The following is a 24,811-nucleotide window of genomic DNA, read 5'->3' on the forward strand; positions in this document are numbered from 1 at the left end:
GGCCTGGCGAATGCCAACGGTGGCCGGTCAGGACGGGCAAGCGTGCGGCAAGAAGGGCGCTGAACCGCCCCAGGCGTGCGCCACCTCCTGTCGGCCTGCTCCCAGGCCGTACGTTCACTCAGCCCGGCGAGCACGCCAATGCGCCACCGCTGCCGCCAGTTGTTCCTGAAGTTGTGCAGGCATCGGCTCCTGCTGTGTCGTAGCGACCACGGCCTCCGCTACATCGTGAACCTTGATGTTGGAGTGCTGAGACACCCGGACCAGGATCTGCCACGCCTCCTCGTCGGTGCAGGAAAAGGTGGCCATCAGCGCGCCGCGCGCCATGTCAATGACGGGCCGTCGCTCCAACGCCTCCTTGAGCTGCTCCGTCTCCTGCAACAGCTGTTCGGCGTGCTCACCGGTAGGCAGCCCGCCATCATCACGGAAGTTATCTCGGGCCCCGTTCTTGTGCGGCGTACGGTGCAAGGGGCGTTCGCTGCCGTCACGCCGAGGGTCGGGGCTCTGGGGAGGTCGCATGGTGAGCGCCTTCTCCCCGGCACCCCGCCGACACACCTGCCCGCACCCCTTTACCGGCCCGCCGTCACTGCTACTTCGCTCCGCGTTGCGGGTGTTTGACACCGTCGCCGACGCAGAAGCGCACCCCACCGTCCCACCACAAGCCTTTGGGCGACGTCAAAACAGACCGACATCGCACACTCGGCCAGAAGGTGACTCCCGCAGTCACCTCGAAACGACTCCCACCCTCGGTTACAAAGCCACCACACCGAACCCAGAGGCCCTCACCCCTTTCAAGGACCGCTCAAGGCGTGTCGCCTGTCACCAACGTCCCGGGACAACACAACTAGAGCCGCTGGTGCGGGGTATCCCGCCGCTCCCCTCCCGCCGCGGCCCGGGCAGGCGACGGCCCGCCAAGCTCCACGCGGACAAGGGTTACGACTACGACCACCTGCGCCGATGGCTGCGCAAGCGCGGCATCCGGCACCGCATCGCCTGCAGCCTCATCTGCTGCCGCAGACTCATCAAATGAGGCGACGTCTTAGGTCATGGGCCTTGGCGGCGTCGGCGAGGGGGAGGGGTCACGCAGGTCACAGCGATGCTGTGCGCGATTCCTCCTGCGGGCTCGGTCCTCAGCGTGTGGGCTGTGGGTGCGGTTGGCTGTAGCGGGTGGCGGGGGTGGGGACGTTGCCGCCCGCGAGCAGGGAGGCCTCGGCGGCGAGGAAGGCGTCGAGTGCGGCGGTCTGGTCCTCCAGGCCCGGTACGCAGATCGTCTCGCCCAGGCGCAGGCCGGCGAGGCTGGCTCGGGCCACGCCGTCCGCGGTCATCGCGAAGGGGAGGTGTCCGTATCCGCCGGCGAACTCCGTCGCCACCACGCCCGGGCAGACCACCTGGGTGCGGATGGGGGTGTCGGCGAGTTCCTGGGTGAGGGTGCGGGTAAAGGCGACGGTGGCGGCCTTGGCGGCGGCATAGATGGTGCGAGGCGGCATGTGCGGGTTGCTCTGCCCGGCGCTGAAGGCCAGCAGTGAGGCGACCGTGACGATGGTTCCTTCGCCCGCGGTCAGCATGCCGGGCAGGGCGGCGCGCGCGAGCTGGATGGACGCCACGCCGTTGAGTGTGAGCAGGCGGTCGATCTCCTCCGGGGCGACGTCGGCGAGGGGAGCGTAGCCGCCGTCTCCCGCGTTGCTGATCAGCAGCCGGACATCGCCGACGGCCAGACGCTTGGTCACCGTGGTGAGGCCGTCGTGGTTCCCGAGGTCCGCGGGCAGGACCTCCACGGCGGCGCCTGCCGCGCGGAGTTCGTCCGCGAGCTCGGAAAGGCGGTCGGCCCTCCGGGCCACCAGGACGAAGTCGCAGTCGGCAGCGAGGAGGCGGGCGTAGGCGGCGCCTATTCCGGAGGAAGCGCCGGTGATGAGAGCAAGAGTACGAGGCATGAGGACAGCTTGATTCAAGCGCCTGCATCATGTCAAGCGTTTGATGACTGACCAGTGTCGTATTCTCGCCTTATGACGCTGCATGACGAGGAGCCGGTCGGCGCCGACGCACTGGACCGGGTGACCTGGGCACTGCGGCGGGCGGAGTTGGCCGTGACAACCCTGAAGGAGCAGCGGTTGCGCTCGCTGGGCTTGGCGGCGGCACACTATTCCCTGCTCATCGCCGTCCACGTCGATCCCGGCCTGGCCGGAGCGGAACTGGCCCGCCGTCTGAACGTCACCCCGCAGGCGGTGGCCTCCCTGGTGGCCCGCCTGGAGGGCCGGGGCCTCCTGGAACGCCGGCCGCACCCGCGCCACCGTCACGTGCAGGAACTCCACCTCACCGACACCGGCCGCGACGCCCTGCGCAAGGCCGACTCCGTGATCGCGGAGATCGAACAGCAGATCACCGAGAAGCTCGGCGCCAAGGACACCACCCAACTGCAGGCGCTCCTCGGCCAGGTGACCGACGCGATACAGCAGGTGCAACCGGCAGGCCCCCTCAGCCGACCGGTCACCTTGCGCAAAGACGGCACACCAGGGTGACCGTGCGAGCAGCCGGCACGTCATGGCCTCACCACCTTGGACGAGGAAGCCCCGCGTCATCACCGAACCAGCCTGAACCTGTCGCGGCATTCGCACACGGCCTCGGCTCTTGCCAGAGGTGCTGGTCACCTGCGCACGACGGGTGAGCGATGCGTGAGCGGACGACGTGAGACGAGACGCCACACGTCAGCCCCTCTCCCTCTGCCGTGATGGACCGCGTCGTACATCGCGCCGTGCCTGCGCCGGTGTTGGGCCGTGAGAGTCAGCTCGACCATTCCTCATCTGTTGCTGTCTTGATCAGAGGTTCAGCAGGTGTGCCGCGTTGCGGTGTGCGATGCGTTTGAGGTCGGCGCGGGAGAACGGCGCTGTGCGGAGGAACTCGACTGCCTCTGCCGTTGATTCGTAGGGGTAGTCGACGGCGAACAGCAGCCGGTCGGCGCCGATGGCCTGGACGGCTCCGAGGAGGGCCGCGTGGGAGAAGACGCCGCTGGTGGTCGCGTAGAGGTTGTGCCGCAGGTAGTGGGAGGGCAGGTGTCGTGGCCTGCCCTTGGGGTCGGCCTGGTGGTAGCGGCTGTCGAGCCGGGCCAGCTGGAAGGGCAGCAGTTCTCCCATGTGCCCCAGCGTCACGGAGGCCCCGGGGAACTCGTCGAACACTCCGCCGTAGATCAGGCGAAGTGCGTGGGCGCCGACCTGCGCTGTCCATCCCCAGGACGGCCCGCTCAGCACGGGATGCCCCTGGAACACCCGCCACTGATCGGCGGGGAAGAGCGCGGGATGGAGGTAGAGCGTCACGCCGAGCCGTTCGAGTTCGGCCCACACCGGCCGGAACCGCGGCTCGTCGAGGTAGTGGCCCTGAACGTGGTCGTTGTGCAGGACCCCCTTGAGGCCCAGTTGCTCCACCGCCCGGCGCAGCTCGACCACGGCGGCCTGCGGGTCCTGCAACGGCAGGGCGGCGAATCCGGCGAACCGTGTCGGGTGGGCGGCGACCACTTCGGCCAGGCGGTCGTTGACCCGGCGGGCCGTGGCCACGGCCTCGGAGGGGTCCTCGATGGCCTCCACACCGGGTGAGGTGAGCGACAGGACCTGCATGTCCACCCCATGCTGGTCCATGTCCGCCAGCCGCAACTCCGTGAAGTCGGCGAGCCGGCGCCCCCACTCCTCTCCCCAGCCGGGAGGCATCCGGGCCTCGCCCGGCCACGGGATCAGCTCCGGAACGGAGAACGCCTCTTCGACCGCGATCACCTTCATGCCACGCCCCGGGCCGCCGGCGGCGGTCCCGGCCGACGTGGAGGTAGCGGCCTGGGCGGCGGCGGGCGGGACCGCGAGGGCTGCCGTGCCGGCGGTGGCACCGGCCGCGGCGGCCAGCAGACGCCGCCGCGAGGCGCCCGCGGTGAGGGGGGATACAGACGATCCTGTCGTCATCGTCCTGCCTTTCCATCGGTCTACGGGAATCAGGGAGGTGAGGTCGGGGGTGGGGCTCGACCGAGCTCCACCATTAGGTAACCTAATCATAGGCTACCTAATGGAAGGTGATCTGGGAAGCTCCGGTGACGCTGGACACCTGACCTGACCGGCTTACGATCGGCAGACCGCGCCGAACCGCCCGCCTCACCGCGAAAGCAGAGCCACATGCCCTCCTCCCCCTCTGAATCCGAGCCGCTCATCCGGCTGCTGTGGCGCGCACACAACTGGTTCCGAGCCGCCCTCACCACCGCGTTCGAGAACCAGGAAGACGGGACGGCCGTCAGTGCGGCACACGTGACCCTGCTCAGTCAGCTCCCGTCAGAGGGAGCGAGCATCGCCGAGCTGGCCCGGCGTCTGGGCGTCAGCGCCCCGACCGCACACCAGTGGGTCCATGAACTTGTCGCCCTGGGCGTGGTGACCGTGGAGAGCGATCCGCACTCCGCCCGGTCGAAGCTCGTACTCCTCACGGCGGCCGGTGCTCGGCGCCGCGCGGAGACGATGCAGATCCTGGCCGGGCTCGAAGCCGCGCTCGCCGAACGCGTCGGCGCGGATACCGTCACCGCACTACGGGCCGCACTGGAGGAATCGTGGGGATCTCCGGAATCGGTGGCGGCGAACCTCCCCGGCCTTTCCACCCCGTGACGCTGATGACTCCCGGGCGCAGTGGCCAGTCCCTACCCGCTCCCGCCACGGTCAGCGCCGACGCCGGCCGGCCAAGTTCCACGCCGCCAAGGGGTACGACTACGACCACCCGCGTCGTTGGCCTCCGCAACGCGGCGTCACCGCAAGGTCATGGAGTTCTTGAGCCGCCTGGGCCGCCACCACTGGACAATCGAACGCACCGCCTCTGGCCGGCCGGATGCCGCCGCCCGCACCCTCGTCTGCTTCCATTGGCTCACCAAATGAGATGACTTCTAATATCAAGGCGATGAAGAGCCGGGCGCAGGACGCGACCCGCGGCACGCGGTGGACCGCGCGGATCGCGGCGCTCTGCCCTGCCTTCGCCGTACTGCTCTCCGCACTGGTGCTCTGCCTGGGCCTCGTGACGCACGGTCAGAGCGCCCCGGCCGACGCCTCGATGACGACGGTGTCCACCGCCGCGACGGGCTCCCCTGCCGAGCAACACCTCGCGGCGCCCGCCGAGCACGCCTCCGACTGCCCCTACGACGACATGCGCTGCCACCGGGCCGTCGACGCCGTACGAGCCGTGCTCGCCGCTCCCGCCCACCCCCTCCCGGCGATCCTCCCCCGCTCGCCGGACCTGCCCCGACCGCCGGACACCGCCCGGCGCATCGCCGGGCCCACGCCGGCCTGTCGCGCTCCTGATCTCCACGTCCTCCAGGTGCAGCGGACGTAGACGAACACCCAGGGCCCGGTACGCACGTGTACACACCGGCCCAGCGGCGTACGTCCATCCACCCCTGCACTCACCGCCGTTCGGCGGGGACGAGGAACACACAGCCATGAGCAGAACCAGCAAGAAGGCCGCCACCCAGGCACGGCGGGCCCGAATAGAGGAGATGCGCCGCGCCGACCAGGCTCGCGAGCGCCGCAACAAGATCATCACCATCACGCTCAGCACGGTCATCGTCGCCGGACTGATCGGCTGGGGCGGATACGCCCTCAACAAGGCCGACGAGAAGGACGAGCAGCAGGCCGCCGCGGCGAAGAAGCCCGTACGCGGCGAGCGGACCTGGGCGAAGAAGGAGCTCACCCAGAACCACGTCGAAGGCACCGTCGACTACCCGATGGACCCACCCGTCGGCGGCGACCACCACCAGGCCTGGATGACCTGCGACGGCACGGTCTACACCAAGCCCGTCCCGAACGAGAACGCCGTGCACTCCCTGGAGCACGGCGCGGTCTGGGTGACGTACAACGACAAGGCCGCCGACGCCGACATCAAGACCCTCGGCGACAAGGTCTCCCGGACCCCCTACACCCTGATGAGCCCGAACGACGACCAGTCCGGGCCCATCATGCTGTCGGCCTGGGGCCGCCAGCTCAGCGTGGACAAGGCGTCCGACCCGAGGGTGGAGCAGTTCTTCACCAAGTACGTCCAGGGTGCGCAGACCCCCGAGCCGGGCGCCGCCTGCAGCGGGGGCCTGACCGGGGCGTAAGGGGCGGATTGATGAGCGACCGTGCCGCGTGATCACGTGACCGGGCGTGCCGGGACGGGCCGGCCCAGTCGCACGGGGACGTGCGCGCGGGCCGGCCTGTTCGCCGTGCTCGGCACCCTGCTCGCGGTGAAGCGCCGTGCCTCGTCACCGGAGAGCTGACACGCACACGCCACGCCGGTCGGCCCGATTCCGTACGCGCCCCCGCCTACGAACCGGTAGTCGGTCCCGTGCCCCGCAGTTCCCGAACGGTTCCGCCGATCTTGTCCCGGACCCCCTCCAGCATCTCCGGCTTCGCACTGACGACCCAGCGCTGGCCGACCAGGTACTTGCCGCCGTAGACCGCGGCGGAGTCCAGCCAGGCCTGGGTGTACTTCTCCTCGGGGAAGGTGGTGATGAGGTAGTCGACCTCCTTCGTGTGGCACACACCCTGGCGCAGCTCCTCCGCCTCGATGCGGATCTTGGGCTTGCACCCGGTCAGGGAGGCGATCACCTCGACCTTCGCCGGCGCCTCGACACCGGCCTCCGGAGCGGCCGACATCTCCGACGGCTTCATGTCCGCCGACGCGTCCCCCTCACCGCCACTGCACGCCGCGACCAGGAAAAGAACGGCAAGGCTCGCGACCGGCGCGGCGGCGCGCAACAGGCGGGCGGCGGGCGGTCCGTGCCCGGTACTTCCTCGCGCGGGCCCCCGTGACTCCTCGGGTAGGTGTGGCACGAACCTCTCCGTCTCCGTACTGCTCCTGCCGCGGCAGCGGCCAGGCCTACGACGAGAGGTACGGGTGTCCGCCGGCGGCTGTTCACCGGGCACACCGCATGTGCGGCCGCCCTTCCGGATCGGTGACCGGCACGGCCTGCGTGTCGGTACGGTTCATGCGGTCCAGCAGCGGACCGAGTCGCTGGTCGGCACGGACGGTCGTGGGTCCCGGCCGCATGGCCTCCCCCGCGGTGCCGTCGGTCCGGACGGCCACGTCCTTGTGCGGGAGGAGGCCGAGGACGAACGACCTCTTCGGCGTCGACCACCACGCACCAGCGCCGGTCCGTCTCGTCCAGCATCGCCAGTACCTCGTCCAGCGGCTGGTCGGCGGTGCAGGTCAGGACGTTGCGGACAGGTCAGGACGTTGCGGTCGGCCGGCTCGCCGGCCAGTGGCACCTCGGACAGCCGCCCCTCGTAGGACAGGCCCGCGGCGAGTCAGTCGGCCTTGCCGAGGACGTGGTCGTAGACCTGCTCAAAGCCCAGTTGCTCCAGCCGGGTGGCGGCCCGTGGGCTCAGGTCGCACAGCTGGTCGGCGCAGTAGACGATCACCGGCCGGGAGGTGTCCAGCTGTTTCGGGGCCTGCTCGTACGACTTGCGGGGCAGCACCTCGACGAGCTGGGCCATCTCCTGTCCGGTGAGGCGGAACACTTCCCGGCGGTCGAAGAGCCGGGCCGGCACGAGTCTCACCTCCTCCTTCATCGCCGCGGCCGTCAGCCGGACCGCAGGTGCGCGTCGATCCATTCCTGGGTCACCTCGGCGGCCCGGTCCAGGGCGTCCGAGTCGTCGAACCGGTGAGAAGCGGTTCGCACCTCACGCACGGAGTGGGGAGCCGGTACTCGATCGGCCAGTTCCCGTGTCGCCTCCAGCCGGTCGGCCGCCTGCCGGATCGCCGGCACCGCCTCAGGGGTGTGTCCGCCGGTGACGAACAGCACCGGCGTGCGGACCCGGTCCAGGACCTCGTCCGCCAGTTCCGGCTGCCCGGCCCAGGAGATCACCGTCAGCACCCGGTCCGGCAGATCCGCCGCCGCCCGCAACGCCACAGCCGCCTCCGCGCCCGCGGCGAACAGGACCACCGGCAGCGCCCGGGTGTCACTTTGGGCCTTGAGCCAGTCCACCGCGGCCACCAGGCGGCGACCCAGCCTCTCCAAGTCGACGGGCTGCCCCTGCACCAGCTCAGCGCGGCGGGCCTCCGTCTCGCTGAACATGTCCATCGAGAGCGTGCCGAATCCAGCCCGCTGCAGTTCGCCGGCGAGTGCCTGGATACGAGGGTGGCTCCGAGGCGTGTGGACGCCGTGCGCGAACAGCACCACGGCGCGCGCCCCTTCGGGCACCACGAAGTCGCCGGGGAGCGTGAGCCGGTCGGCGGGCACCGCCACCACGTCGGAGATCACGGACATCACCTGCTTCCAAGCTGTCGGGGCGTTGGGCCGACTGCCCTCCCGGTCCCCCAGACCGTGTACCCAGCCCCGGAAGACCCATTTGTGCTCGCGCGTACCCGCGCGGCCACGCGGCCCCGCCCCATGTCCGCCGCGTCGACGCGCCGCGCCACACCGACGCTCCCGGTTGCGGGACCGATCAGCTCCTGCTTGCCGAGGCACCGTGCTCGCGCAGTCTTTGCATGGCCTCATCGTCGCTGACCTGGTCGAAGTCGTCGTACAACTGTCCGACTGCGTGGAAGTCCGACGGGTGGTGCAGACAGACGACGTCGTCGGCTTCCGAGCGCATCGCCACGGCGGTGTCGGGAGCGCAGACGGGGACAGCGAGGACCAGCCGTGCCGGGTCCTGGCGGGCCAGGTGGCGCAGGGCGGCGCGTGCGGTGGCGCCGGTGGCGAGCCCGTCATCGATGAGGATCACAGCCCGGTCCTCGAGTTCGGGCCTGGGGCGGTCACCTCGGTACCGCTGTTCCCGACGGTGCGGTTCGGTGCGCTCGCGGGCTACGTCCGGGGCGAGCCGGTCCTCGGTCAGGCCGAGCATGTCCAGTGAGCGCCGGTCGAACAGCGGGGGATCGTCAGCCACGATCGCGCCGATGCCTGTCTCCGGGTGACCCGGGACGCCGATCTTCCGCGCGACCAGCACATCCAGCGGTGCCTTGAGGGCTCGGGCCACCTCGGCCGCCACCGGAACGCCGCCTCGCGGCAGCGCCAGTACAACGGGGTCGACCAGGTCACCGCCGGCTGCCCACTCCATCAGCCGGCCCGCGAGTTCCTGGCCGGCGTCGCGGCGGTCACGGAATCGCATGATCACGGCCCGGTCAGGACTTGGTGTCCGGCTCGTTCCGGCGCGTCTCGTACTGCTTGTGCCCGTTGGGGCAGGAGGGGATCTTGTCGCCCTGCTTCACCTGGACCTTCTCGCTGCAACTGGCGCAGTAGCGGTCCGGCTGCCAGTGGGCCCACCTCCCGCGTCTACTGGGCGATGACCCACGTTATGGTCGCCACCGACCTCGAGCACCTCGCGACCACCCGGAAGACCGTCACCGCCCTCGTCGACCGAATCCTCTGCCGCCCAAAACGTCGAAGGCACCCGCGCCAAGCTGAAACGCCTGGCCAAACCGTGGCCTCACGACCAGCAGTCCCGCCCCAACCTCAGAACTCAGTCTCCCGGCCACTTCCCGGTACCGGCGGTCTTGTCAGCTCCGCGTCTGCGGATTCAGTCCGCTGAGGCGAAGTTGACGTTCCAACACCCTAAAAGGAACGTTTCTGCACGTCAGGGCAAGTCTATGGTGGGGCGGGTGGGACTCGAACCCACGGCCGACGGATTATGAGTCCTTTTGGGGATCTTGGCGGCCCTTGTCCATCTACGCTCATGATGGCCGTCTTCCCAGGTCAGATAGGGTTTGGTGCCTCGTCCCGGATCGGACAAGTCCGCTGCCGTAGCCAACATTCTTCAGCAGGCGGAGTTGATCAGGTCCCGCAAGCCCTGGCACGACCTGGCCGACGTCGAACTCGTCACCCGGAATGGATGGACTGGTTCAACAACCAGCGCCTCCACACAGCGATCGGTGACACCTCGCCGCAAGAGCACGAGACCAAACTGGGAGCCGAAGATCATGCTCGAATACGCCGCTGCGAACCGCCGCCCTGCCCACAGCCACGCCGATCGGCGTTCCCACCCGTTGACCCGCATCTCTCGAGCATGTCCGACCGCCACCCTGTGAGGCGCTGTCCCGCCGAGTCTTCCCGTCGGCGGGGACGCCGTTGACTGCCAGGGGAGCGGGAGGTGGCGGACTGGCGGAGACCGAATGATCGAGCGAACCCCGGACAGGTGGTCCGGGGCTCGTCGTGTGCGGTGGCGGTGCGGCGCGAGGTCTCACATCTCGGGTTCTCCCGCGGGGTCCAAGGCGTAGGTGACCCTTTCCCCGACCCGCACCGCGGCCTCGATCATTCTCTGCCGCTCGCCCCCCGTGTAAAGGTCGGCGCAGGCACTGATCGCCGGATACAGCTCCGAGAGGATGAGGGCGGCCGATTTCGGAATGACCTCGGCCGTGCGCCAGTGCTGCCCGAGCCGGTCGATCTGCCTGCACAGCTCGTCCAGCGCGAGCCGATCGAACCCGTCGTTCAGGCGCAGGGGAACGATGAATCCGTCAGCCGCTTCGCTCAGCTGCGACACAAGTTCCTCGTCCACTGGATCATTCCTCATCTTCGACCATTCCGATGATGGCGCTTGGGTTTATGTATCTCTCGACCAGAGCCTCTTGCGATGATTGCGCGTTTGTGTTCGCAGACCATCCCCGCAGGTACCTTGCCCTGTTTTCCGCCGAGGTGAGATCGACCAGCCGCGCCTCGACTTTGTCGCCGTCGATGATAGCGACCCGCTGACCGGGCTGGCGCCACTTCTTGATCACATCCCAGCTCTTCGTCACCGAAATCCACTGGGTCCGTACCCGACTCCCCTGACCTATCTGCACGTTGATGGTGTAGTCACCGTCGACGTTCTTGGCGAACAATCCCTCTGCCGGATCCTCGTCGGGGCGCAGATTTCTGTACCAGATTCCGGCAGCTGCTGCCGAGGGTCCTCCACGCAGAACGTCTTTGAGTGACTCTCCCGACGAGTCCGACGAAGCCATCGGGAAATACCCGAAGTCGGTGGAGTTGTGAGCATCGGGCCGGCTCTTGGGGCAGGCTCCGGGGGCCTCGTCGCAGAAGACCTCCCAGAACGTCTCACTCGCCAGGTGGATTCCGTTGCGGGCGTCCCACATGTCGTTGGAGTCCGTCATCCGGTTCTGCTTGTCGACCATGTGGAGTGCGTCGAGCCATGCGCGTTTCGCCTCCTCGCCGAACTGGCGCGGCGGGATCGGCGCGATCGTTACCGGATCGCTCGCCGGGGCCCTGCCGGTGCCACCGCCGCCGCCGCATTTGTGCGTGTCGCAGTAGTAGCTGGAGCCCTTGTACTTCTTCGACCCTGGGTCTTGTTCAGGGTGATAGGTGCCGTACGTGCCGTTGTTTCCGGAGCAGAAGTGAACGGGCCCACAGCTTTCCAGGCCCGTGGGATCGCTCTGGGTCACCGGGCTGTTGTCGGCGTAGGTGTAGCCATTGAGGGATTGGGTGTCGCTCGTGTCGAGTTCCGGGTCGACGCTGAGGAAACGCCCGGTGGCCGCGTCGTATTCGCGGGCGCCGACGTAGGTGAGGCTGGTGGAAGAGTCGGCGGACTTACCGAGAAAGGCTTTGTCGTCGGGCCAGTTGCCGGTGCCGCCGGTGCGAGAGGCGCCGAAGGGGGTGCTGTATCGCTTCGTGACCGCCTGACTGGTGGCGTCGAGGGCAAGGCTGCTGGTGCCGTGCTGGTCGGACGAGAGCCAGGAGAGGGTCTCGGTGCCGGTCTTGTCGGTGCGCAGAGCGATGACCTGGCCGCCGGCGTTGTAGTACCGCTGGGCCCAGTACTTGGCGGTCGAGGTGGAAGTGTCGAGGTGTACCTCTGTGCCGTCGTCGAGGTAGAGGACGCTCTCTCCGCCGGTGTTGCGGCGGATCAGGAGAGTGCCGTCGGCGTCGTAGACGTGGCTGGTGGTGCTCTTCGTGGTGCCGGAACCGGACTTCTCGGTGAGGGTGCCGAGTTGGCCTTCGGGGCTCCAGGTAAGGCTCTGGGTGTCGGTGCCGTTCGGGCGGCCGGTGGTGTTGCCGGTCGCGTCGTAGGCGTACGTCGCGGTCACACCTGTGCATGAAGTGGCCGTGGTGATGGCAGTCAGGCCGTGGGGGTGAGCGTTGTCGCCGTAGCAGTACGTCCTGGTGGTGTCACCGGTGGAGGTGTGGCTGGTCTCCGTGGAGCGCAGGCCGCCGTCGGTGTAGCGGTACGAGGTCCAGTACGGGGCGGCGCCCCCGAGGTTCGCGGTGGTACGGCCGGAGGCGGAGCAGTCGGCGGTGGACGGGGTCCAGGCCTCGGTCAGGCGTTGGTGGCCGTCGTAGGCGAAGCACTGGTTGTCGGCCTTGCCGGTGCCGCCGAGGGTGGTGGGGTCGGTGATGGAGGTGACGCTGCCGGCGTCGTCGTAACCGTAGTTCAGTTCCTGCAGCTCGTAGTTGTGGGTCTGGTCAGTGACCGCCGACTGTTTGAGCCGGTCGGTGCCTTCCTCCCAGGTGTTGGTGATGTAGGCCTTCTTGGTGCCCGCGGCCGTGGAGGTGCCCAGGGTGAACTGCTGAGGCTGGCCGATTTCGGAGTAGGCGGCGCCGAGCAGGTAGCCGCTGAGGCCGGCCATGTCCGTGGGCAGACCGGCACTGTCGTAATGGGTGACGACCTTCTCCGCGGCCAGACCCCCGGCGGCCGGTTCGGAGATGTACTGCTGGGTGCCGTCGAGGTTGTAGTACGTCGAGAGGGTCAGCGTGGAGGTGACGGCGCCGGAGGTGACCAGGGCGTCGGTCGAGGGCAGGAGCAACTGGGTGGTGGTCGGCCGGTACAGGCTGTCGTAGGCGGTGACCTTGCGGGTGTAGGCGGTGCCGGTCACCCCTCCGACGTAACTGGTGGACGAGTCCAGCTGCCCCTTGGCCAGGGTGTCGTAGGCCCAGTGGACGAGCTTGTCGGCGTCCGTCTTGGCCGTCTGCCACTGGTCGGTCCTGCGGCCGAGTTCGTCGTAGCCGTACAGGAGGGTGGTCTTGCGGGAGTCGGTGGTGGTGGCGACCTGGTCCAGGTCGGTGTAAGACGTCGTGCTCGTGCCCTTGTCCGGGTCTGTCGCCGAGGTCTGACGGCCGAACAGGTCGTACGTGTAGGACCACTGTGTGCCGTCGGGGCCGGTGACGACGTCCGGCTTGGAGTCACGGGTGTAGGTGTACTTCGTGGAGGTGTAGGCAGCGCCGACGCCCGCACCGTAGGCGGTGTCGGCCGGGTCGGTACCGGAGTACTCGCGCTGCTCGGTGGTGCGGCCGAAGACGTCGGTGATGGTGCGGGCCGCGGAGCCTCCGGCCAGGGCGGTGGTGGCGGTGGAGTCTCCGGTGTACGTCGTCGATGTGGCCCGCTTCTTGACGCCGTAGACGTAGAAACTGCTGCTGGTCGGGCGTTCGGCGCCGTCGAAGACCGTGTTGGTCTGCTTCGGCGCGCCGCCGTATTCGGCGCGGGCGTAGCTGCCGGACGGGGTGGCGGTGGAGTCGAAGACGTCGGCGTAGGTCTCGTAGGCCAGGCCGCGGCTGTTGTAGCGGACGTCTGTCAGCAGCCGGCCGCCGTTCGCGGTCGGGGACTGGGTCTGCAGCGGCCGCAGCAGCGAATCGTAGATCGAGTAGCTGGTGTTGTAGACGCCTTCCGCGAGGATGCTGGAGGACGAGACCCAGGACGGGGCCTTGTTGGTGACGGAGTAGGCGTACGTGTAGTTGGCGCCGTATCCGGCGGCGCGCAGATGGTTGGGCAGCCAGACGGCGGTCACCCGGCCCAGCGCGTCGTACGTCGACTCGGTCAGCTTTGTGTTGACGTCGTAGACCTTGACGGGAGTGCCGCGGGCGTAGTCGAAGTAGGTGTAGGACTTCTGGGTCTTCGCGTTGGTGACCGTTGTCTTGGTGAGCGGTCCCGTCGTGGTCGGGGTATAGACGGTGGTCGTCGGGTTGCCCAGCGCGTCGGTCACGTTCAAGGGCCGGCCCAGGGTGTCGTACGTGGTCTTGTCGACGGTCTGCCAGGAGGTCGGGGACCGCTCACCGTTGGTGGCCGTGGCGGGGTAGGCGGCGGCACGTCCGGTCCAGTTCGCATCCCCCAGGGTCGGAGTCTGGGACGCGGTCCAGGCGGTGGCGGTGGTGGAGTCGTAGACCGTGGCCGCATCGGACAGTACGTCCCCGCGAGTGCTCGTCGAGGTCGGCAGGCTCAGGTCGGTCTCGGCGGTGGAGCAGGCGCGGCCGACGACGCGGGTGCGGGAGACCAGGGAGTTGATGCCCAGAGTGTCGTTGCGGGCGTACCAGGTGCGTGTGCAGGTCTCGTCGCCAGTGACGGCCGTGTCGCCGGCGTCGTAGGCGGTGGCGGGCATGCCGTAGCTGTCGAAGCTGGTGGTCACGCTGCGGGTGCGCCACTTGGCGGCAGCGGTGAGGTAGGTCGAGGTCTGCGTCTTGTAGGTGCGGACGAAGTAGGCCTCGATGTCAGCGTACGACTTCTGCTGACTGGCCGTGCGGCTGGACCAGGGGTCGTTGGCCGTGACGGTGACCGGGGTGGACCCGTTGTAGGTGATCTGCTCGCGGGTAAAGCCGGCGAAGCGGTCGCTGTCGGTCTGATCGGCCACGCTCAGGCCGGTGAAGCCGATGCCCGGGACGGAGACCGAGCGTGTCGTGCCGTCCTTCTGCTTGTCACCGTCCATGCCCTGCAGATACAGCGACACGGTCTTGGACTGGGTTTCGCTGGAGGCGCCCTTCAGCGTGGTGACGGTGCGGTAGCCGCGCCAGTCGGACCAGGTGCGCTCCTTGGCCGGGGTGAACGGGTCGCTGTTGTAGTGCCAGGCCGGCCCGGAGTAGCTGTAGTGGTTCTCCATCGTCTCGCCCAGACCGGTGGGGTCGGAGGTGATGACGTCGGTGACCCGGTACTTGTTGAACCAGTCCAGCGACGCCTCGGTGGCGCCGTTGACGTGCCAGTAGACCGGGTAGCAGCTCATCGTGTCGTTGTCCTCGGACGACGGCATGTTCGAGCCGCGTATGCATTCCGGGTCGGACAACGTCACCGTGGTGATGGCGCCGGCTTCGGAGGTGATGGTCTGGATGCGGGGCCGGTTCAGCGGTAGGACATTGTCCGTGGAGGAGTCGACCCGGTTTTCCCGCATCTGGTAGGTGAACGTGACCGGGTTCAGGGAGATCGCGGTCCCGTTCTTTCCGGTGTGCTGGATGCTCTTGAGGACGAGGGTCTGGTCTGTGCTGTTGCCGATGTCGCCCGGGTCGAGGAACTGTTGGGTCAGCGCCCAGGAGTCGACATCCGTGTAGGTGCTGGAGGCGGCCGACCATGCGTGGGTGTCGATGCTCGTCAGGCGCTTGCGGGTGAAGAACGCCGGGCCGGTGGCCTTGCAGTCCGCGCCGGAGGCGCAGATGGAGTCGTACGGGACGTCGGGCCAGCTGGAGGCGGTGGAGGACGTCAGCGAGGAGCAGTCGGAGGCGGTGCACCGCTCGTCATAGCTGAAGGTGACCTCGTCCGAGGCGGTGCCGGTGAACAGGGTGTCCTTGTTCTGCCCGTAGAGGATCTTGGTGAGGTAGCCGCCCCGCGTGTACTGGGCGGTGCCGGTGGTCGCGCCGTTCTTTCCGTAGTAGTCGGTCTCCGCGGTGTACCAGTACGACATCGCGTTGGCGTGCAGGTCCACGACGTAGTCCAGGTTCCAGCGCCAGGCCTGGTCGAGGGACCGGTCGGCGAAGGCGGAGCCCTGGTCGTAGCCGGGCTCGCCGGAGTTGTTGCCGAATACCGGCACGGTCCATACGGAGTTGGTGCGCTGGGTGTCCGCTCCGGGCAGCTTGTTCAGGCCGAAGACGTACTTGGTGCCGTCGCCGGTGGTGACGGTCCAGTACTCCCCGTCGTTGTCGCCGTTGTCGGCGCCGGTGGAGTGGGTGACGGTGGAGGCGTCGTCGTCCTTCAGGTGCCAGACGCCGGTGGTGTCGTCCTTCACCAGTTCGGTGGACTTTCCGTTCAGCACGAGCGAGGCGTTGTCGTACTTCCAGCACTCGTCGTACTTGCCGCTCTCGCCGTCGTCGTCGCACGAGGCGTAGGACCGCTCGACGTAGGAGGATGCCACGTCGCCGAAGCCCTCACCGACGAGCGTTCCCTGGTTGTTCGTCGAAGCCGTCCTGCCGTCCACGCTCCCCGAGTCGTACGACAACGACAGCTGCGGCGACGGTCCCGCTGCGGCCGGCGGAGTGGTCAGCGGGTAGGACCAGGTGAAGCCGCCCGAAGCACTGCCTGCTTCCCAGCTGGAGGAGGCCGAGAGCGGGCTGGCCGCGTAGTTGCCGGCACCGGAGGCCGATTCCCCCGATGAGGTGGCGGTCACGGCCAGCACCGTGGCCGACGTTGTGCCGGCAGCCATCAACGACGTGCGTGGCGCCGAGCGCGAGGCCCGCGCAGTGCCGCTGCCGGCCTTCCCCAAACTGACCTTGGCCGACAGCGTCTGAGCACTGATGTTGTTGTGCGAGCCGAGCGGGGCCTGTGTCCGGCAGGCGGCCTTCCGCGGCGTGGTCAGCACGCACGCCGGGAGCTGAACCAGCCGCAGGCGACCGGACCAGCCCCCGCCGTAGGCGGAGGCGAACGCCGAGTAGTCGACGCTCACCTGGGCGGAGCCCGGCTCGGCGACTGATGCCGTCAACAGCACACCCTTGATGCCCGCTGCCCGGGCCTGCTGCTGTCCGAGAACCCGCACCCGAACCTGGCCCACCGCCGAACCGGTCCCCCGCCCGGGCACGACGGTGATCGGCAGTCCTCCTGCCGTCAGCTTGGCCACGCCCTGCCCCGGTATTCGCCCGGTCACCTCGGCGGTGTGCGGCCAGACCACGTGCTGCTGGGCATGTGCGCGCTGGGCCTGGGCCGCGTTGACGGCCCCGGTTTTGGCGACCTGCGCACGGGCCTTCTTCGAGCCCAGGCCCAGATGTTTCCGTACCTTGTCGACCCGCTGCTTCGGCAGCGCCGGCTTGCCCAGGCCGCCCCCGGCAGCGTGAGCCGCCGGGACCCCGAGCCCCGCAGGAACGACCAGCGCCATGCACAGCGCCGCGACCACAGGTGCCCGCCGACGCCGTGGACCCCGACCCGGTGCGGGTCGACGCCACGGCGACAGCACACCGCGGGTCAGAGCAGTGCCCATCCAACGAGCCTTCATGCCGGAACTCATGACTAGCCTCCCGCGACCGCTACCGGCCGCCTGCACACGCCAAGGGATCAAAAGAGCAAGGGGACAAGGGAGTCTGGCCGGGTGGGGCGGCTGCTTGACGCCGCCCCACCTCGTGCCTGTCACATGGGTCAGTCTCCGATGGTGTCGGTGACTTGCTGGTTGGCCATGGCGCCGGTCCACAGCCTGATGTCGGTGATCTTTCCCGGCAGGTGGTGGCCCCAGGCTCCGCCCACGTATCCCTCACCGGCCGCGAACTCGCCGGACCCCGCCACCGCCGTGTAGGGATGAGGGGCGTCGGCGCCGTTCTCGTCGGGCCCGAGGTAGAAGTGGATCGTGCCGGACGGGGCGTCGTACGTGCCCGTCATCCGGACCGGGCTGCCCAGGACCGCGGCCTCGTCGGAGACCACTCCGTCGAAACTGCCGTCCGTGTTCAGCCGGCCGAAGTACCACTTGCCGACCGGGACGGTGGTGTCGGTGTCCGGGTCGAGGTCGGTGCCGGTCAACTGGTACCAGAAACCCCAGGAGGAGCCGTCCGCACCGCGCTGGCCGATGACCTGGGCGGTGTATCCGACCGGCTTGGAGAGCAAGGCGTCGCGGTCGATGTCCACCAGCGTGGTGGCGGTGAACGAGGCCGTGTCGTCGAGCACCGGTCCGGGCGCGGTGGCCGCGCCATCTGTTCCGTTCAGGACGACGGCCTGGCCGTCGAGCGAGGCGCCGCCGGCCAGGGTGAGCGTACGGCCGTATCCGGAGGTGGTGTCCGCCAGCGTGCTTCCGCTCGCGCCGTCCGGGTTCCAGGCGCCCATCAACTCCACGCCCGGCACATTGTTGCCGTCGAGCAGTTGGTCCTCGGTGGCGACCTCGTCGTCGGTCAGGGCGCGCTGCCAGACGGCCACCTCGTCGACCCTGCCCCGCCAGTAGTTCACGTAACTGCCCGGGGTGAAGGCGACCCGGCCGAACTGCAGGGTGCCGTCGGTGACGGTGGCGTCCGACGTGCTGGGCAGCGCCACCGGCGAGCCCTGCAAACGACCGTTGACGTACAGGGAGATGGTGCGGTCCACGGAGTTGTAGACGCCGGTCAGGTGCGTCCACACCTTCAGCGGCACCCCGGCCGCGTCGGCGTTCGCGCCCAGGTACTTGCGTACTCCGTTCTCGTACCAGTTCCACAGGAACACCCAGCGCTGGATGCCCGGCGAGTAGTACAGGGCGAACCCGGAGCCGTCGCTGCCCGTCTCCGACACCACCGTGCGGAAGTCGGATCCGTCCGAAAGGTAGGCCCATGCCGAAACAGTGAACGACGACTGGGTGTTGACCACCGGAGTGGCTGAGGCCGCATACCCGGACTGGCGGGTGGTGTCGGAGGTGTCGTTCAGCCAGAGCGAACGGTCCTGGTCGCCCCGGCGGGCGAGTGAGGACCAGCCCGCGCCTTGGGTGTAGAGGGTCGCCGAGTGACGTGTGCCCTCGGTCGCCGTGTCCGCGGCCGTGGTCACGCCGGAGCCCGGTGCCGCGTCGTCGAAGTGCCAGCGGCCGATCGCCGTCTGCCCCTCGGCGACGTTGAACTTCACGATCGTCTTCGCGCCCCAGCGTTGGGCACTGTCCTGCGCCCGTACCTGCAGTTGCTGGGTGCCCGCCAACTGGGGGGTGATCCCGGCCGTGACCTTGTTGCCGGAGATCGGCTTGGACCAGGAGGTGGAGGTCGCCAGCTTGTACTCGTAGGCGGCGTTGGTGTCCCCCGATGCCGGCGCGAAGGTGAACTGGCCCGCCACACCCGGCCCGCCGGCGGGGGCGCACGCGTTGGCCGTGCACTCCGAGTACGGGCTGCCGAAGGTGATCGTGGGCGCCTTGGGGGCGGTGGTGTCCACCTTGAAGTAGCACCAGCCCTTGGTGGTCACCGTGCTGTGCGACTCCAGGTAGCTCTCGCCGCTGTTGTAGTAGGAGCGGCTGAACACTGCCAGCCGGTACAACGGTCCCTCGGACAGCGTGATCGGGGACGGGTACGTGAGCACCGTGCCGTTGCCGACATAACCGCTTGTGGGCCGCACCGGTTCGGTCGCCACCGACCAGGTGCCGTCGCTGTTCCTCTGCTGGATGTAGTAGTGCGCGCGCAGGCTCGCTCCGCTGCCGCCCCCGGTCGCGGTCCACACCGTCGCACTCAGGCTCGGCGTGGGGTCCGTGATCACATCGGGGTCTGTGGAATCGGTCTCGCAGCTGATCCCGCTGCCCTCGACGATGCCCGCCTTGGTCGGCGCCGCGGGCAGCCCCACATAGGTCACCGAAAGCACCGCGTCATTCCGGAACCGCTTCCAGGCACTGGTGTCGCTCTCATCCCGGGCCTTCAGCAGCAAGGTCAGCCGCGAGAACTTCCCCGCGGCGAAGTCCCCCACAGTAGAAGTCAGGCTCGAGCCGCTGAATTCGATCGGCGCCGGCGGCTGCGAAGGGTCACACAGAGAGCCACGGCCCGCCGACACGTCACGGCTGGCCATCACCCCCAGATACGAGGGGCGGGTCGACCAGGTGGTCGACGACGAGATGTTGCTCGTACGGTCCAGGTCGACCCAGCGCGCATCGCACGTGAACGACCAGCTCTCGGTCGCCCGGAACGTCGCCGACAGCACTTTCTTGCCCGCCAGGCTGCTCGGCGAGAACTGGAAGTACAGCCGCTCGGTGTAGCCGGGGCCACAGTAGTAGCCGTTCCACGAAGAGCAGTGCCCCGTGCCCTTGCCCTCGTTGTTGCTGCCGTTGCCCCAGTTGAAGTCACTGACGCCGTCCGAGCGCAGATACGTGTGGGCCGTCTGGTCCAGGCCCACACTGGGGTCGATGTAGAGGGGGTAGGCACTGCTGTCGCTGTTGGCCAGCATGCCCGCGTCCGGCACCACGGCCAGCGAATCCGTGCCGACCTGAACCGGCAGCACCGCCGAGGTGTCGCCGTCACCCGGCCCCGCCGTGCCGTCCGCCGATGTGCCGGTGGACGGGTCCGTGGTGGCCGACGGGGATGGGTCACTCGCCTGCGTGACCGCAGCCGTCCGCTCCAACTGGGTGGACGAGCCGGAGGTAGTCGCGTCGCCCTGCGAGTCCCACATCAGGGCCGCCGGAGCGGAGAAGACGGGGCGCGCGTCGTCGTCCACGGCGGTCATCCCGCCGCCGCTCGTCGACGCCACCGTCAGTCCGTCCGACTGCAGCGAGAAGGCGACCTTCTTCAGCTCCGGGTCGGCAGCCGCCTGCGGGGTCTTCACGACCAGCAGCTCGCGGAAGCCCTCGGTCGTCGCCGTCATCCGCAGGTCCACGCCGGGCAGCACATCGGCGTAGACCGCGCTCGCCCCGTCCAGCGTCGGCTTCGGCAGCGTCCCCGGCCAGCCCAGCCGCAACGACTTGCCACCCCGGGCGATGTCCACCAGCCCCGAACCGTCGCCGCCGTCGGAGAACGCCAGATCCACCACGGCCGCCTTCGGGACGGCTGTCCCGTCCGACCGGATTTCCAGCGTCGGATCCGGGGACACCCACGACCCGTCGCCCTGGTGCACCCGCACCGGCACCGTCGACTGGTCCAGCCTGAACGTCGTGCCGTCCGGATTGGCGTACGTCGTCGTGTACTCCGTACGGTCGGCGCCGACCTCAACCGCGGAACCACTGGCCACCGCCTTCTGCGAGGCGGTGGCCTCCGCAGAGAGGGAGGTCGTGCCGTCGGAACCGGTGACCTGGCCACCGGCAACGGCCGTAGAGGCGGCGGCCGTCGCGACAGGCTGAATCAACAAGACGAACGCGGCCAGCCACGCCGTACGCGACGACCACACACGTCTACCCCCAGAATCCCCCACAGCCCACCCCTGAGCACTTGACGAACTGATCACAATCACTTGGCGATTGAGGAGCATGGCAGGAGCAGCAGTATTGAAGTCCAAGGGAGGCTTCAAGATCAGACAAGCAACCGCCCAGATACGAGCAAAGACTTTGATCGTTCACCTTGGCGACAGGCGTCGTACATCGGTGCGATAGCCGTCGACGGCTTGGAGGCCGTCAAACGCGTACACCTCACCACGGCCTTCGCGCCACCAGAAAGATACAAAGGATCTTGTATCTTGATACACTTCAGTTGATACATATATGAAGAGGAGGGACATCATGAGTCGGACGGTCATCGATCTCGACGACGAGGCGCTGGAGGAAGCAGCCAAGGAACTCGGCACCACCACCAAGCGCGACACGATCAACACCGCCCTGCGGGAAGTCACGGCCCGCTATCGGCGCCTGCGTTCTCTCGAAGAGGCCCGCGAACTAGTAGCCGAGGGCGCCCTGGACATCGACATGCTGCTGGACAAGCAGGCATACCGCCATACGAGCGCCGACGCGGCACGCGGTGATCGCAGCCCCGGAGTGGACGCGTGACCGTCGCCGACTACCTCATCGACACCTCCGCCCTCGCCCGCATCCTCCTCCGACAGAACACCGCCGAATGGGACGACAGGATCGCCGCCGGCCTCGTCGCGATCTGCGACCTCACCGAACTGGAAGTCCTCTACTCGGTACGTTCCGCCACGGACCGCACCCGCTTGAAGGCGGCCCTCGACGCCCATTACGCCTGGTGCCCCATGCCCGACGGTGTCTACCGCCGCTCCCGCACCATCCAGGAACAGCTGACCGCCAAGGGAGAACACCGCAGCGCGGGCCCCGTCGATCTCCTCGTGGCGGCAGCCGCCGAGGAGGCCGGGCTCACCCTCCTCCACTACGACCGCGACTTCGACACCATCGCCCGCACGACAGGGCAGCCGGTCCGCAGGATCGACCTCAGGCAGTAGGACTCGCGCGGTACCGAGGGGCACCGAGCTTCTCCCGACCGGCCGACCGGCGGTCATATCGCGGCGGACTGGGCCGCTTCCGTGCCGTCCCCCGGCCCCCAAGGCCACCTGCAGCACTTCCGGATCCTCGTGTCCAGCCGGCGTCCAGAATTCGACGTCCCTACGCTCGCACAGCCACCCACGACGCCGTCCTCCAGCCGTGGGCCGTTACGTCTGCGCAGGTCAAAAGCGATCCCACCGCACACTGGCGGCCACGGAGTTGAACTCACGAGCAGCGGATTCAGCCCCGTTGGAGCAACGTCCTGAATCCGCCCGCCGACTGAGACGTTTCCGCAGCTCACAGGGGTGCACAGTGGGGCGGGTGGGACTCGAACCCACGGCCGACGGATTATGAGTCCGCTGCTCTAACCGGCTGAGCTACCGCCCCATAGCGGCGTGTCGCGCACATTTGTGCGCGCCGTCTGCCGCAGCATAGCCGCTCATACGATCTCCTGCCTCGGATGGTCGACTTCGCACGCCCATGAGGACTTCGGCCTGGCCTGGGCGGTTCCACCGGACATGAAAAAGGACCCCAACGGGGTCCTCTTCAGGTTGCTCTCCCGACTGGACTCGAACCAGTAACCTGCCGGTTAACAGCCGGCTGCTCTGCCAATTGAGCTACGGAAGATCGAAGCTCCCCCGACTGGACTCGAACCAGTAACCTGCCGGTTAACAGCCGGCTGCTCTGCCAATTGAGCTACGGAGGATCGCCTCGGTGCATCGAACGTACCTCCCTGGGTATTCGCCAGGGGGCGCGCGCTCGCTGCGACACATACATTAGCGCAAGCAGGGGGGTGCTCCGCCAATCGGTTCCCCCCCAGCCCGACGCCGACACCAGGGACTCGTCAAGGAAGGGTGGCCGCCATGCGCTACCGGCTCACGTTCGTCGCCGGACTCGCTCTGGGTTACGTGCTGGGCACGCGGGCCGGACGCGAGCGCTACGAGCAGCTGAAGAAGTCCGCCCAGCAGATCTCCCAGAACCCCGCCGTCCGCAACACCGCCGAATCGGCCGCCCAACAGGGCCGCCAGTTCGCCGGCAAGGCCTACCACACGGTCACCGAGAAGGTCCACGTCCCCGACTCGGTGACCGAAAGGGTCCGCGCCCTGCGCGACCGCAACACCAATGGCGCAGTAGAGGACGACTGGGGCACCAGCAACACGTAAACATGCGGCGAGTCGAGGTACCCAAGGGACGCGGGGAACTGCGCGACCAGCCACAACGCACCCGCGCCCGCAAGACCACACGCACCCCTACGGCGCCGATGGCCACACCCAGTGGAACGGTGCGGCAGAATTTTGTGTCATGGGGATAGTCGCCGGGCTGGACAGTGCGCCCGATTTCACTCGCATCGTCGTCTGCGACGCGGACACCGGAGCCGTGCTCCGGCAGGGGTACGCCCCGCATCCGGTCGAAGGCGCCGAAGGCAGCTCGCGGCCGTCCGACGTCGATCCGCAGGCATGGCTGCTGTCCCTCGGTGAGGCAGCCGGGGGCGGTCTCCTCGAAGGCGTGCAGGCCATCGGTGTGTCGGCGCAGCAGAACGCGCTGGTGCCGCTGGACCCGCAGGGCAACACCGTGCGGCCGGCGATGGTCGGCGGTGACAAGCGGGCGCAGGTCGCGGCGGCCGATCTGATCGACGCGCTCGGCGGGCGCGAGGCGTGGGCGCAGGCGGTGGGGTGTGTGCCGCAGGCCGCCCAGCCCGTGACCAAGCTGCGGTGGCTGGCGAAGACCGAGCCGGAGAACGCCGTACGAACCGCGGTGCTGATGCAGGCGCACGACTGGCTGGTGTGGCAGTTGCTGGGGCGGCCCGTGCGCAGGACGACCGATCGCGGTGGGGCGTCCGGTACCGGGTACTGGTCCGCGGCGACCGGCGCCTACCGGGGCGATCTCGTCGAGCTTGCGCTCGGGCATCAGGCGATGCTGCCCGAGGTGATCGGGCCGTCCGACGCGGCCGGTACGACACCGGAGGGGCTGCTGATCTCCGCCGGGACCGGCGAGACGATGGCCGCCGCCTTCGGGCTCGGGATCGGCCTCGGCGACGCCGTCGTGTCGCTGGGCGCGTCCGGGTCGGTGATGGCCGTGCATCCCGAGGCGCTCGTCGACCAGACCGGAATGATCACCTCGCTGGCCGACGCGACCGGTATGCACCTGCCGGTCGTCACCACCCTGAACGCCGTACGGACCCTGCGCGGCACCGCCGAACTGCTCGGGCTGCCCGACCTGGAGAGCCTGTCCGACCTGGCGATGAAGTCGACGCCGGGCGCCCATGGACTCGTACTCCTCCCCTATTTGGAGGGGGAGCGGACGCCGAGTCTGCCGCACACCGCGGGGACGCTCGCGGGGCTCAGGCGGGAGTCGATGAAGGCGGAGCATCTGGCGCGGGCCGCGTTCGAGGGGATGCTGTGCGGGCTGGCGGATGCGCTGGATGTGCTGCGGGGGCGGGGGGTGGAGGTGCGGCGGGTGTTCCTGCTCGGGGCCGCTGCCGAGCTGCCCGCCGTACAGGCGGCGGCGCCTGCGCTGTTCGGGGTGCAGGTCGTCGTACCGCAGCCCGCGGACTACGGGGCGATCGGTGCCGCCCGGCAGGCGGCCTGGGCGCTCGGCACGTCGCAGGGCACCCTCGACCCGCGCACCCCGCCGGCCTGGCAGGGACCGGCCGCGCAGATCCTCGAGCCCGGCGAGGAACTGGCGGTGGGGCAGGCGGTGCGGCAGCAGTTCGTGTCGGTGCGGGAGCAGACCCATCCCGGGGCGTTCCGGCCTTGAGCCGGTGGTTGCGGAACGTAAGAGTCCGGTAGTAGCAGTACCCATAAGGCCGTACGAAGCACTGCTGACGGCTTAATCGGTTGAGGTAACGCGGGTGGAGTGCCCGACGATAGGGGCCAGGGGCAACCACCGC

Annotated in this window: 20 protein-coding genes, 3 tRNA genes and 1 pseudogene; 10 read left to right on the forward strand and 14 right to left on the reverse strand. The window is 68.6% G+C overall.

The annotated features are described in order from the left end of the window. Positions 1-114 precede the first annotated feature (114 nt). Complete coding sequence (locus QQY66_RS14815; protein ID WP_301980779.1) at positions 115-465, reverse strand: ANTAR domain-containing protein; 351 nt, start codon at positions 463-465, stop codon at positions 115-117. Positions 466-895: 430 nt separating this feature from the next. Between QQY66_RS14815 and QQY66_RS14820 the strand changes: the two are divergent. Continuing rightward, a pseudogene (locus tag QQY66_RS14820) lies at positions 896-991 on the forward strand (IS5/IS1182 family transposase); the annotation flags it as partial. A gap of 136 nt (positions 992-1,127) precedes the next feature. Here the strand turns inward: QQY66_RS14820 and QQY66_RS14825 are convergent. Continuing rightward, a complete protein-coding gene (locus QQY66_RS14825; protein ID WP_301980780.1) occupies positions 1,128-1,928 on the reverse strand; it encodes an SDR family oxidoreductase in 801 nt (266 codons plus the stop codon). Positions 1,929-2,000: 72 nt separating this feature from the next. Between QQY66_RS14825 and QQY66_RS14830 the strand changes: the two genes are divergently transcribed. Continuing rightward, complete coding sequence (locus QQY66_RS14830; protein ID WP_301980781.1) at positions 2,001-2,513, forward strand: MarR family winged helix-turn-helix transcriptional regulator; 513 nt, start codon at positions 2,001-2,003, stop codon at positions 2,511-2,513. A gap of 297 nt (positions 2,514-2,810) precedes the next feature. On the opposite strand, the gene QQY66_RS14835 is transcribed toward QQY66_RS14830, so the two are convergent. Next, positions 2,811-3,935 (reverse strand): amidohydrolase family protein, encoded by a 1,125-nt coding sequence (locus QQY66_RS14835; RefSeq protein WP_301980782.1) that lies wholly within the window; start codon positions 3,933-3,935, stop codon positions 2,811-2,813. A gap of 207 nt (positions 3,936-4,142) precedes the next feature. Between QQY66_RS14835 and QQY66_RS14840 the strand changes: the two genes are divergently transcribed. The 4 genes from QQY66_RS14840 (at position 4,143) to QQY66_RS14855 (ending at position 6,256) form a co-directional block, all read left to right on the forward strand. Next, positions 4,143-4,619: a MarR family winged helix-turn-helix transcriptional regulator gene (locus QQY66_RS14840; RefSeq protein WP_301980783.1), complete on the forward strand. Its 477-nt coding sequence runs from the start codon at positions 4,143-4,145 to the stop codon at positions 4,617-4,619. A 265-nt stretch (positions 4,620-4,884) separates the two neighbouring features. Further along, positions 4,885-5,334: a hypothetical protein gene (locus QQY66_RS14845; RefSeq protein WP_301980785.1), complete on the forward strand. Its 450-nt coding sequence runs from the start codon at positions 4,885-4,887 to the stop codon at positions 5,332-5,334. Between the two features lie 106 nt (positions 5,335-5,440). Beyond that, positions 5,441-6,097 carry a DUF3105 domain-containing protein gene (locus QQY66_RS14850; RefSeq protein ID WP_301980786.1) on the forward strand — a complete coding sequence of 219 codons (657 nt, stop codon included), beginning with the start codon at positions 5,441-5,443 and terminating at the stop codon, positions 6,095-6,097. A 21-nt stretch (positions 6,098-6,118) separates the two neighbouring features. Further along, positions 6,119-6,256, forward strand: a complete 138-nt coding sequence (locus QQY66_RS14855; RefSeq protein WP_301980787.1) for a hypothetical protein — start codon at positions 6,119-6,121, stop codon at positions 6,254-6,256. Between the two features lie 46 nt (positions 6,257-6,302). Here QQY66_RS14855 and QQY66_RS14860 read toward each other — a convergent pair whose 3' ends face one another. The 8 genes from QQY66_RS14860 to QQY66_RS14895 all read right to left on the reverse strand — a co-directional run bounded on the left by QQY66_RS14860 (position 6,303) and on the right by QQY66_RS14895 (position 20,837). After that, positions 6,303-6,695 (reverse strand): hypothetical protein, encoded by a 393-nt coding sequence (locus tag QQY66_RS14860; RefSeq protein WP_301987319.1) that lies wholly within the window; start codon positions 6,693-6,695, stop codon positions 6,303-6,305. Between the two features lie 199 nt (positions 6,696-6,894). After that, positions 6,895-7,065: a CBS domain-containing protein gene (locus tag QQY66_RS14865; RefSeq protein ID WP_301980788.1), complete on the reverse strand. Its 171-nt coding sequence runs from the start codon at positions 7,063-7,065 to the stop codon at positions 6,895-6,897. A gap of 221 nt (positions 7,066-7,286) precedes the next feature. After that, positions 7,287-7,592, reverse strand: coding sequence for a hypothetical protein (locus tag QQY66_RS14870; protein ID WP_301980789.1), 306 nt, complete (start codon positions 7,590-7,592; stop codon positions 7,287-7,289). Next, positions 7,562-8,248, reverse strand: a complete 687-nt coding sequence (locus QQY66_RS14875; RefSeq protein WP_301980790.1) for a dienelactone hydrolase family protein — start codon at positions 8,246-8,248, stop codon at positions 7,562-7,564. Before QQY66_RS14875 ends, QQY66_RS14870 begins: the two co-directional genes overlap by 31 nt. A 178-nt stretch (positions 8,249-8,426) precedes the next feature. After that, complete coding sequence (locus QQY66_RS14880) at positions 8,427-9,089, reverse strand: phosphoribosyltransferase (RefSeq protein ID WP_301980791.1); 663 nt, start codon at positions 9,087-9,089, stop codon at positions 8,427-8,429. 1,068 nt (positions 9,090-10,157) lie between these two features. Further along, entirely contained in the window at positions 10,158-10,472 is a 315-nt protein-coding gene (locus tag QQY66_RS14885) for a hypothetical protein (RefSeq protein WP_301980792.1), read from the reverse strand. Between the two features lie 4 nt (positions 10,473-10,476). Continuing rightward, entirely contained in the window at positions 10,477-16,962 is a 6,486-nt protein-coding gene (locus QQY66_RS14890; protein ID WP_301980793.1) for an RHS repeat-associated core domain-containing protein, read from the reverse strand. Positions 16,963-17,219: 257 nt separating this feature from the next. Continuing rightward, on the reverse strand, positions 17,220-20,837 hold the full coding sequence (locus QQY66_RS14895) for a LamG-like jellyroll fold domain-containing protein (RefSeq protein ID WP_301980794.1): 3,618 nt from the start codon (positions 20,835-20,837) through the stop codon (positions 17,220-17,222). Between the two features lie 370 nt (positions 20,838-21,207). Here QQY66_RS14895 and QQY66_RS14900 point away from each other — a divergent pair, with 370 nt between their 5' ends. Together QQY66_RS14900 and QQY66_RS14905 are read left to right on the forward strand one after the other, a co-directional pair. Further along, positions 21,208-21,471, forward strand: a complete 264-nt coding sequence (locus QQY66_RS14900) for a type II toxin-antitoxin system VapB family antitoxin (RefSeq protein WP_301980795.1) — start codon at positions 21,208-21,210, stop codon at positions 21,469-21,471. Further along, positions 21,468-21,881, forward strand: coding sequence for a PIN domain nuclease (locus QQY66_RS14905; protein WP_301980796.1), 414 nt, complete (start codon positions 21,468-21,470; stop codon positions 21,879-21,881). Before QQY66_RS14900 ends, QQY66_RS14905 begins: the two co-directional genes overlap by 4 nt. A 353-nt stretch (positions 21,882-22,234) precedes the next feature. Here QQY66_RS14905 and QQY66_RS14910 read toward each other — a convergent pair. The 3 genes from QQY66_RS14910 to QQY66_RS14920 form a co-directional block, all read right to left on the reverse strand. Beyond that, a tRNA-Ile gene (locus tag QQY66_RS14910) sits at positions 22,235-22,308 on the reverse strand. A gap of 167 nt (positions 22,309-22,475) precedes the next feature. Then, positions 22,476-22,548: transfer RNA gene (locus tag QQY66_RS14915), tRNA-Asn, on the reverse strand. Positions 22,549-22,554: 6 nt separating this feature from the next. Beyond that, positions 22,555-22,627: transfer RNA gene (locus tag QQY66_RS14920), tRNA-Asn, on the reverse strand. Between the two features lie 157 nt (positions 22,628-22,784). Between QQY66_RS14920 and QQY66_RS14925 the strand changes: the two genes are divergently transcribed. Next, positions 22,785-23,084 (forward strand): YtxH domain-containing protein, encoded by a 300-nt coding sequence (locus QQY66_RS14925; protein WP_301980797.1) that lies wholly within the window; start codon positions 22,785-22,787, stop codon positions 23,082-23,084. A gap of 139 nt (positions 23,085-23,223) precedes the next feature. Continuing rightward, entirely contained in the window at positions 23,224-24,678 is a 1,455-nt protein-coding gene (locus QQY66_RS14930; protein ID WP_301980799.1) for an FGGY family carbohydrate kinase, read from the forward strand. The last annotated feature ends 133 nt before the right edge of the window (positions 24,679-24,811 follow it).

The organism is Streptomyces sp. DG2A-72 (assembly GCF_030499575.1).
Classification (GTDB): domain Bacteria; phylum Actinomycetota; class Actinomycetes; order Streptomycetales; family Streptomycetaceae; genus Streptomyces.

Excerpts from the sequence above, each read along its gene's own strand:
- QQY66_RS14825 (WP_301980780.1), bottom strand. The coding sequence starts at position 1,928 with ATGCCTCGTACTCTTGCTCTCATCACCGGCGCTTCCTCCGGAATAGGC.
- QQY66_RS14830 (WP_301980781.1), top strand. The coding sequence starts at position 2,001 with ATGACGCTGCATGACGAGGAGCCGGTCGGCGCCGACGCACTGGACCGG.
- QQY66_RS14835 (WP_301980782.1), bottom strand. The coding sequence starts at position 3,935 with ATGACGACAGGATCGTCTGTATCCCCCCTCACCGCGGGCGCCTCGCGG.
- QQY66_RS14840 (WP_301980783.1), top strand. The coding sequence starts at position 4,143 with ATGCCCTCCTCCCCCTCTGAATCCGAGCCGCTCATCCGGCTGCTGTGG.
- QQY66_RS14845 (WP_301980785.1), top strand. The coding sequence starts at position 4,885 with ATGACTTCTAATATCAAGGCGATGAAGAGCCGGGCGCAGGACGCGACC.
- QQY66_RS14850 (WP_301980786.1), top strand. The coding sequence starts at position 5,441 with ATGAGCAGAACCAGCAAGAAGGCCGCCACCCAGGCACGGCGGGCCCGA.
- QQY66_RS14870 (WP_301980789.1), bottom strand. The coding sequence starts at position 7,592 with ATGGATCGACGCGCACCTGCGGTCCGGCTGACGGCCGCGGCGATGAAG.
- QQY66_RS14875 (WP_301980790.1), bottom strand. The coding sequence starts at position 8,248 with ATGTCCGTGATCTCCGACGTGGTGGCGGTGCCCGCCGACCGGCTCACG.
- QQY66_RS14880 (WP_301980791.1), bottom strand. The coding sequence starts at position 9,089 with ATGCGATTCCGTGACCGCCGCGACGCCGGCCAGGAACTCGCGGGCCGG.
- QQY66_RS14890 (WP_301980793.1), bottom strand. The coding sequence starts at position 16,962 with ATGGCGCTGGTCGTTCCTGCGGGGCTCGGGGTCCCGGCGGCTCACGCT.
- QQY66_RS14900 (WP_301980795.1), top strand. The coding sequence starts at position 21,208 with ATGAGTCGGACGGTCATCGATCTCGACGACGAGGCGCTGGAGGAAGCA.
- QQY66_RS14925 (WP_301980797.1), top strand. The coding sequence starts at position 22,785 with ATGCGCTACCGGCTCACGTTCGTCGCCGGACTCGCTCTGGGTTACGTG.
- QQY66_RS14930 (WP_301980799.1), top strand. The coding sequence starts at position 23,224 with ATGGGGATAGTCGCCGGGCTGGACAGTGCGCCCGATTTCACTCGCATC.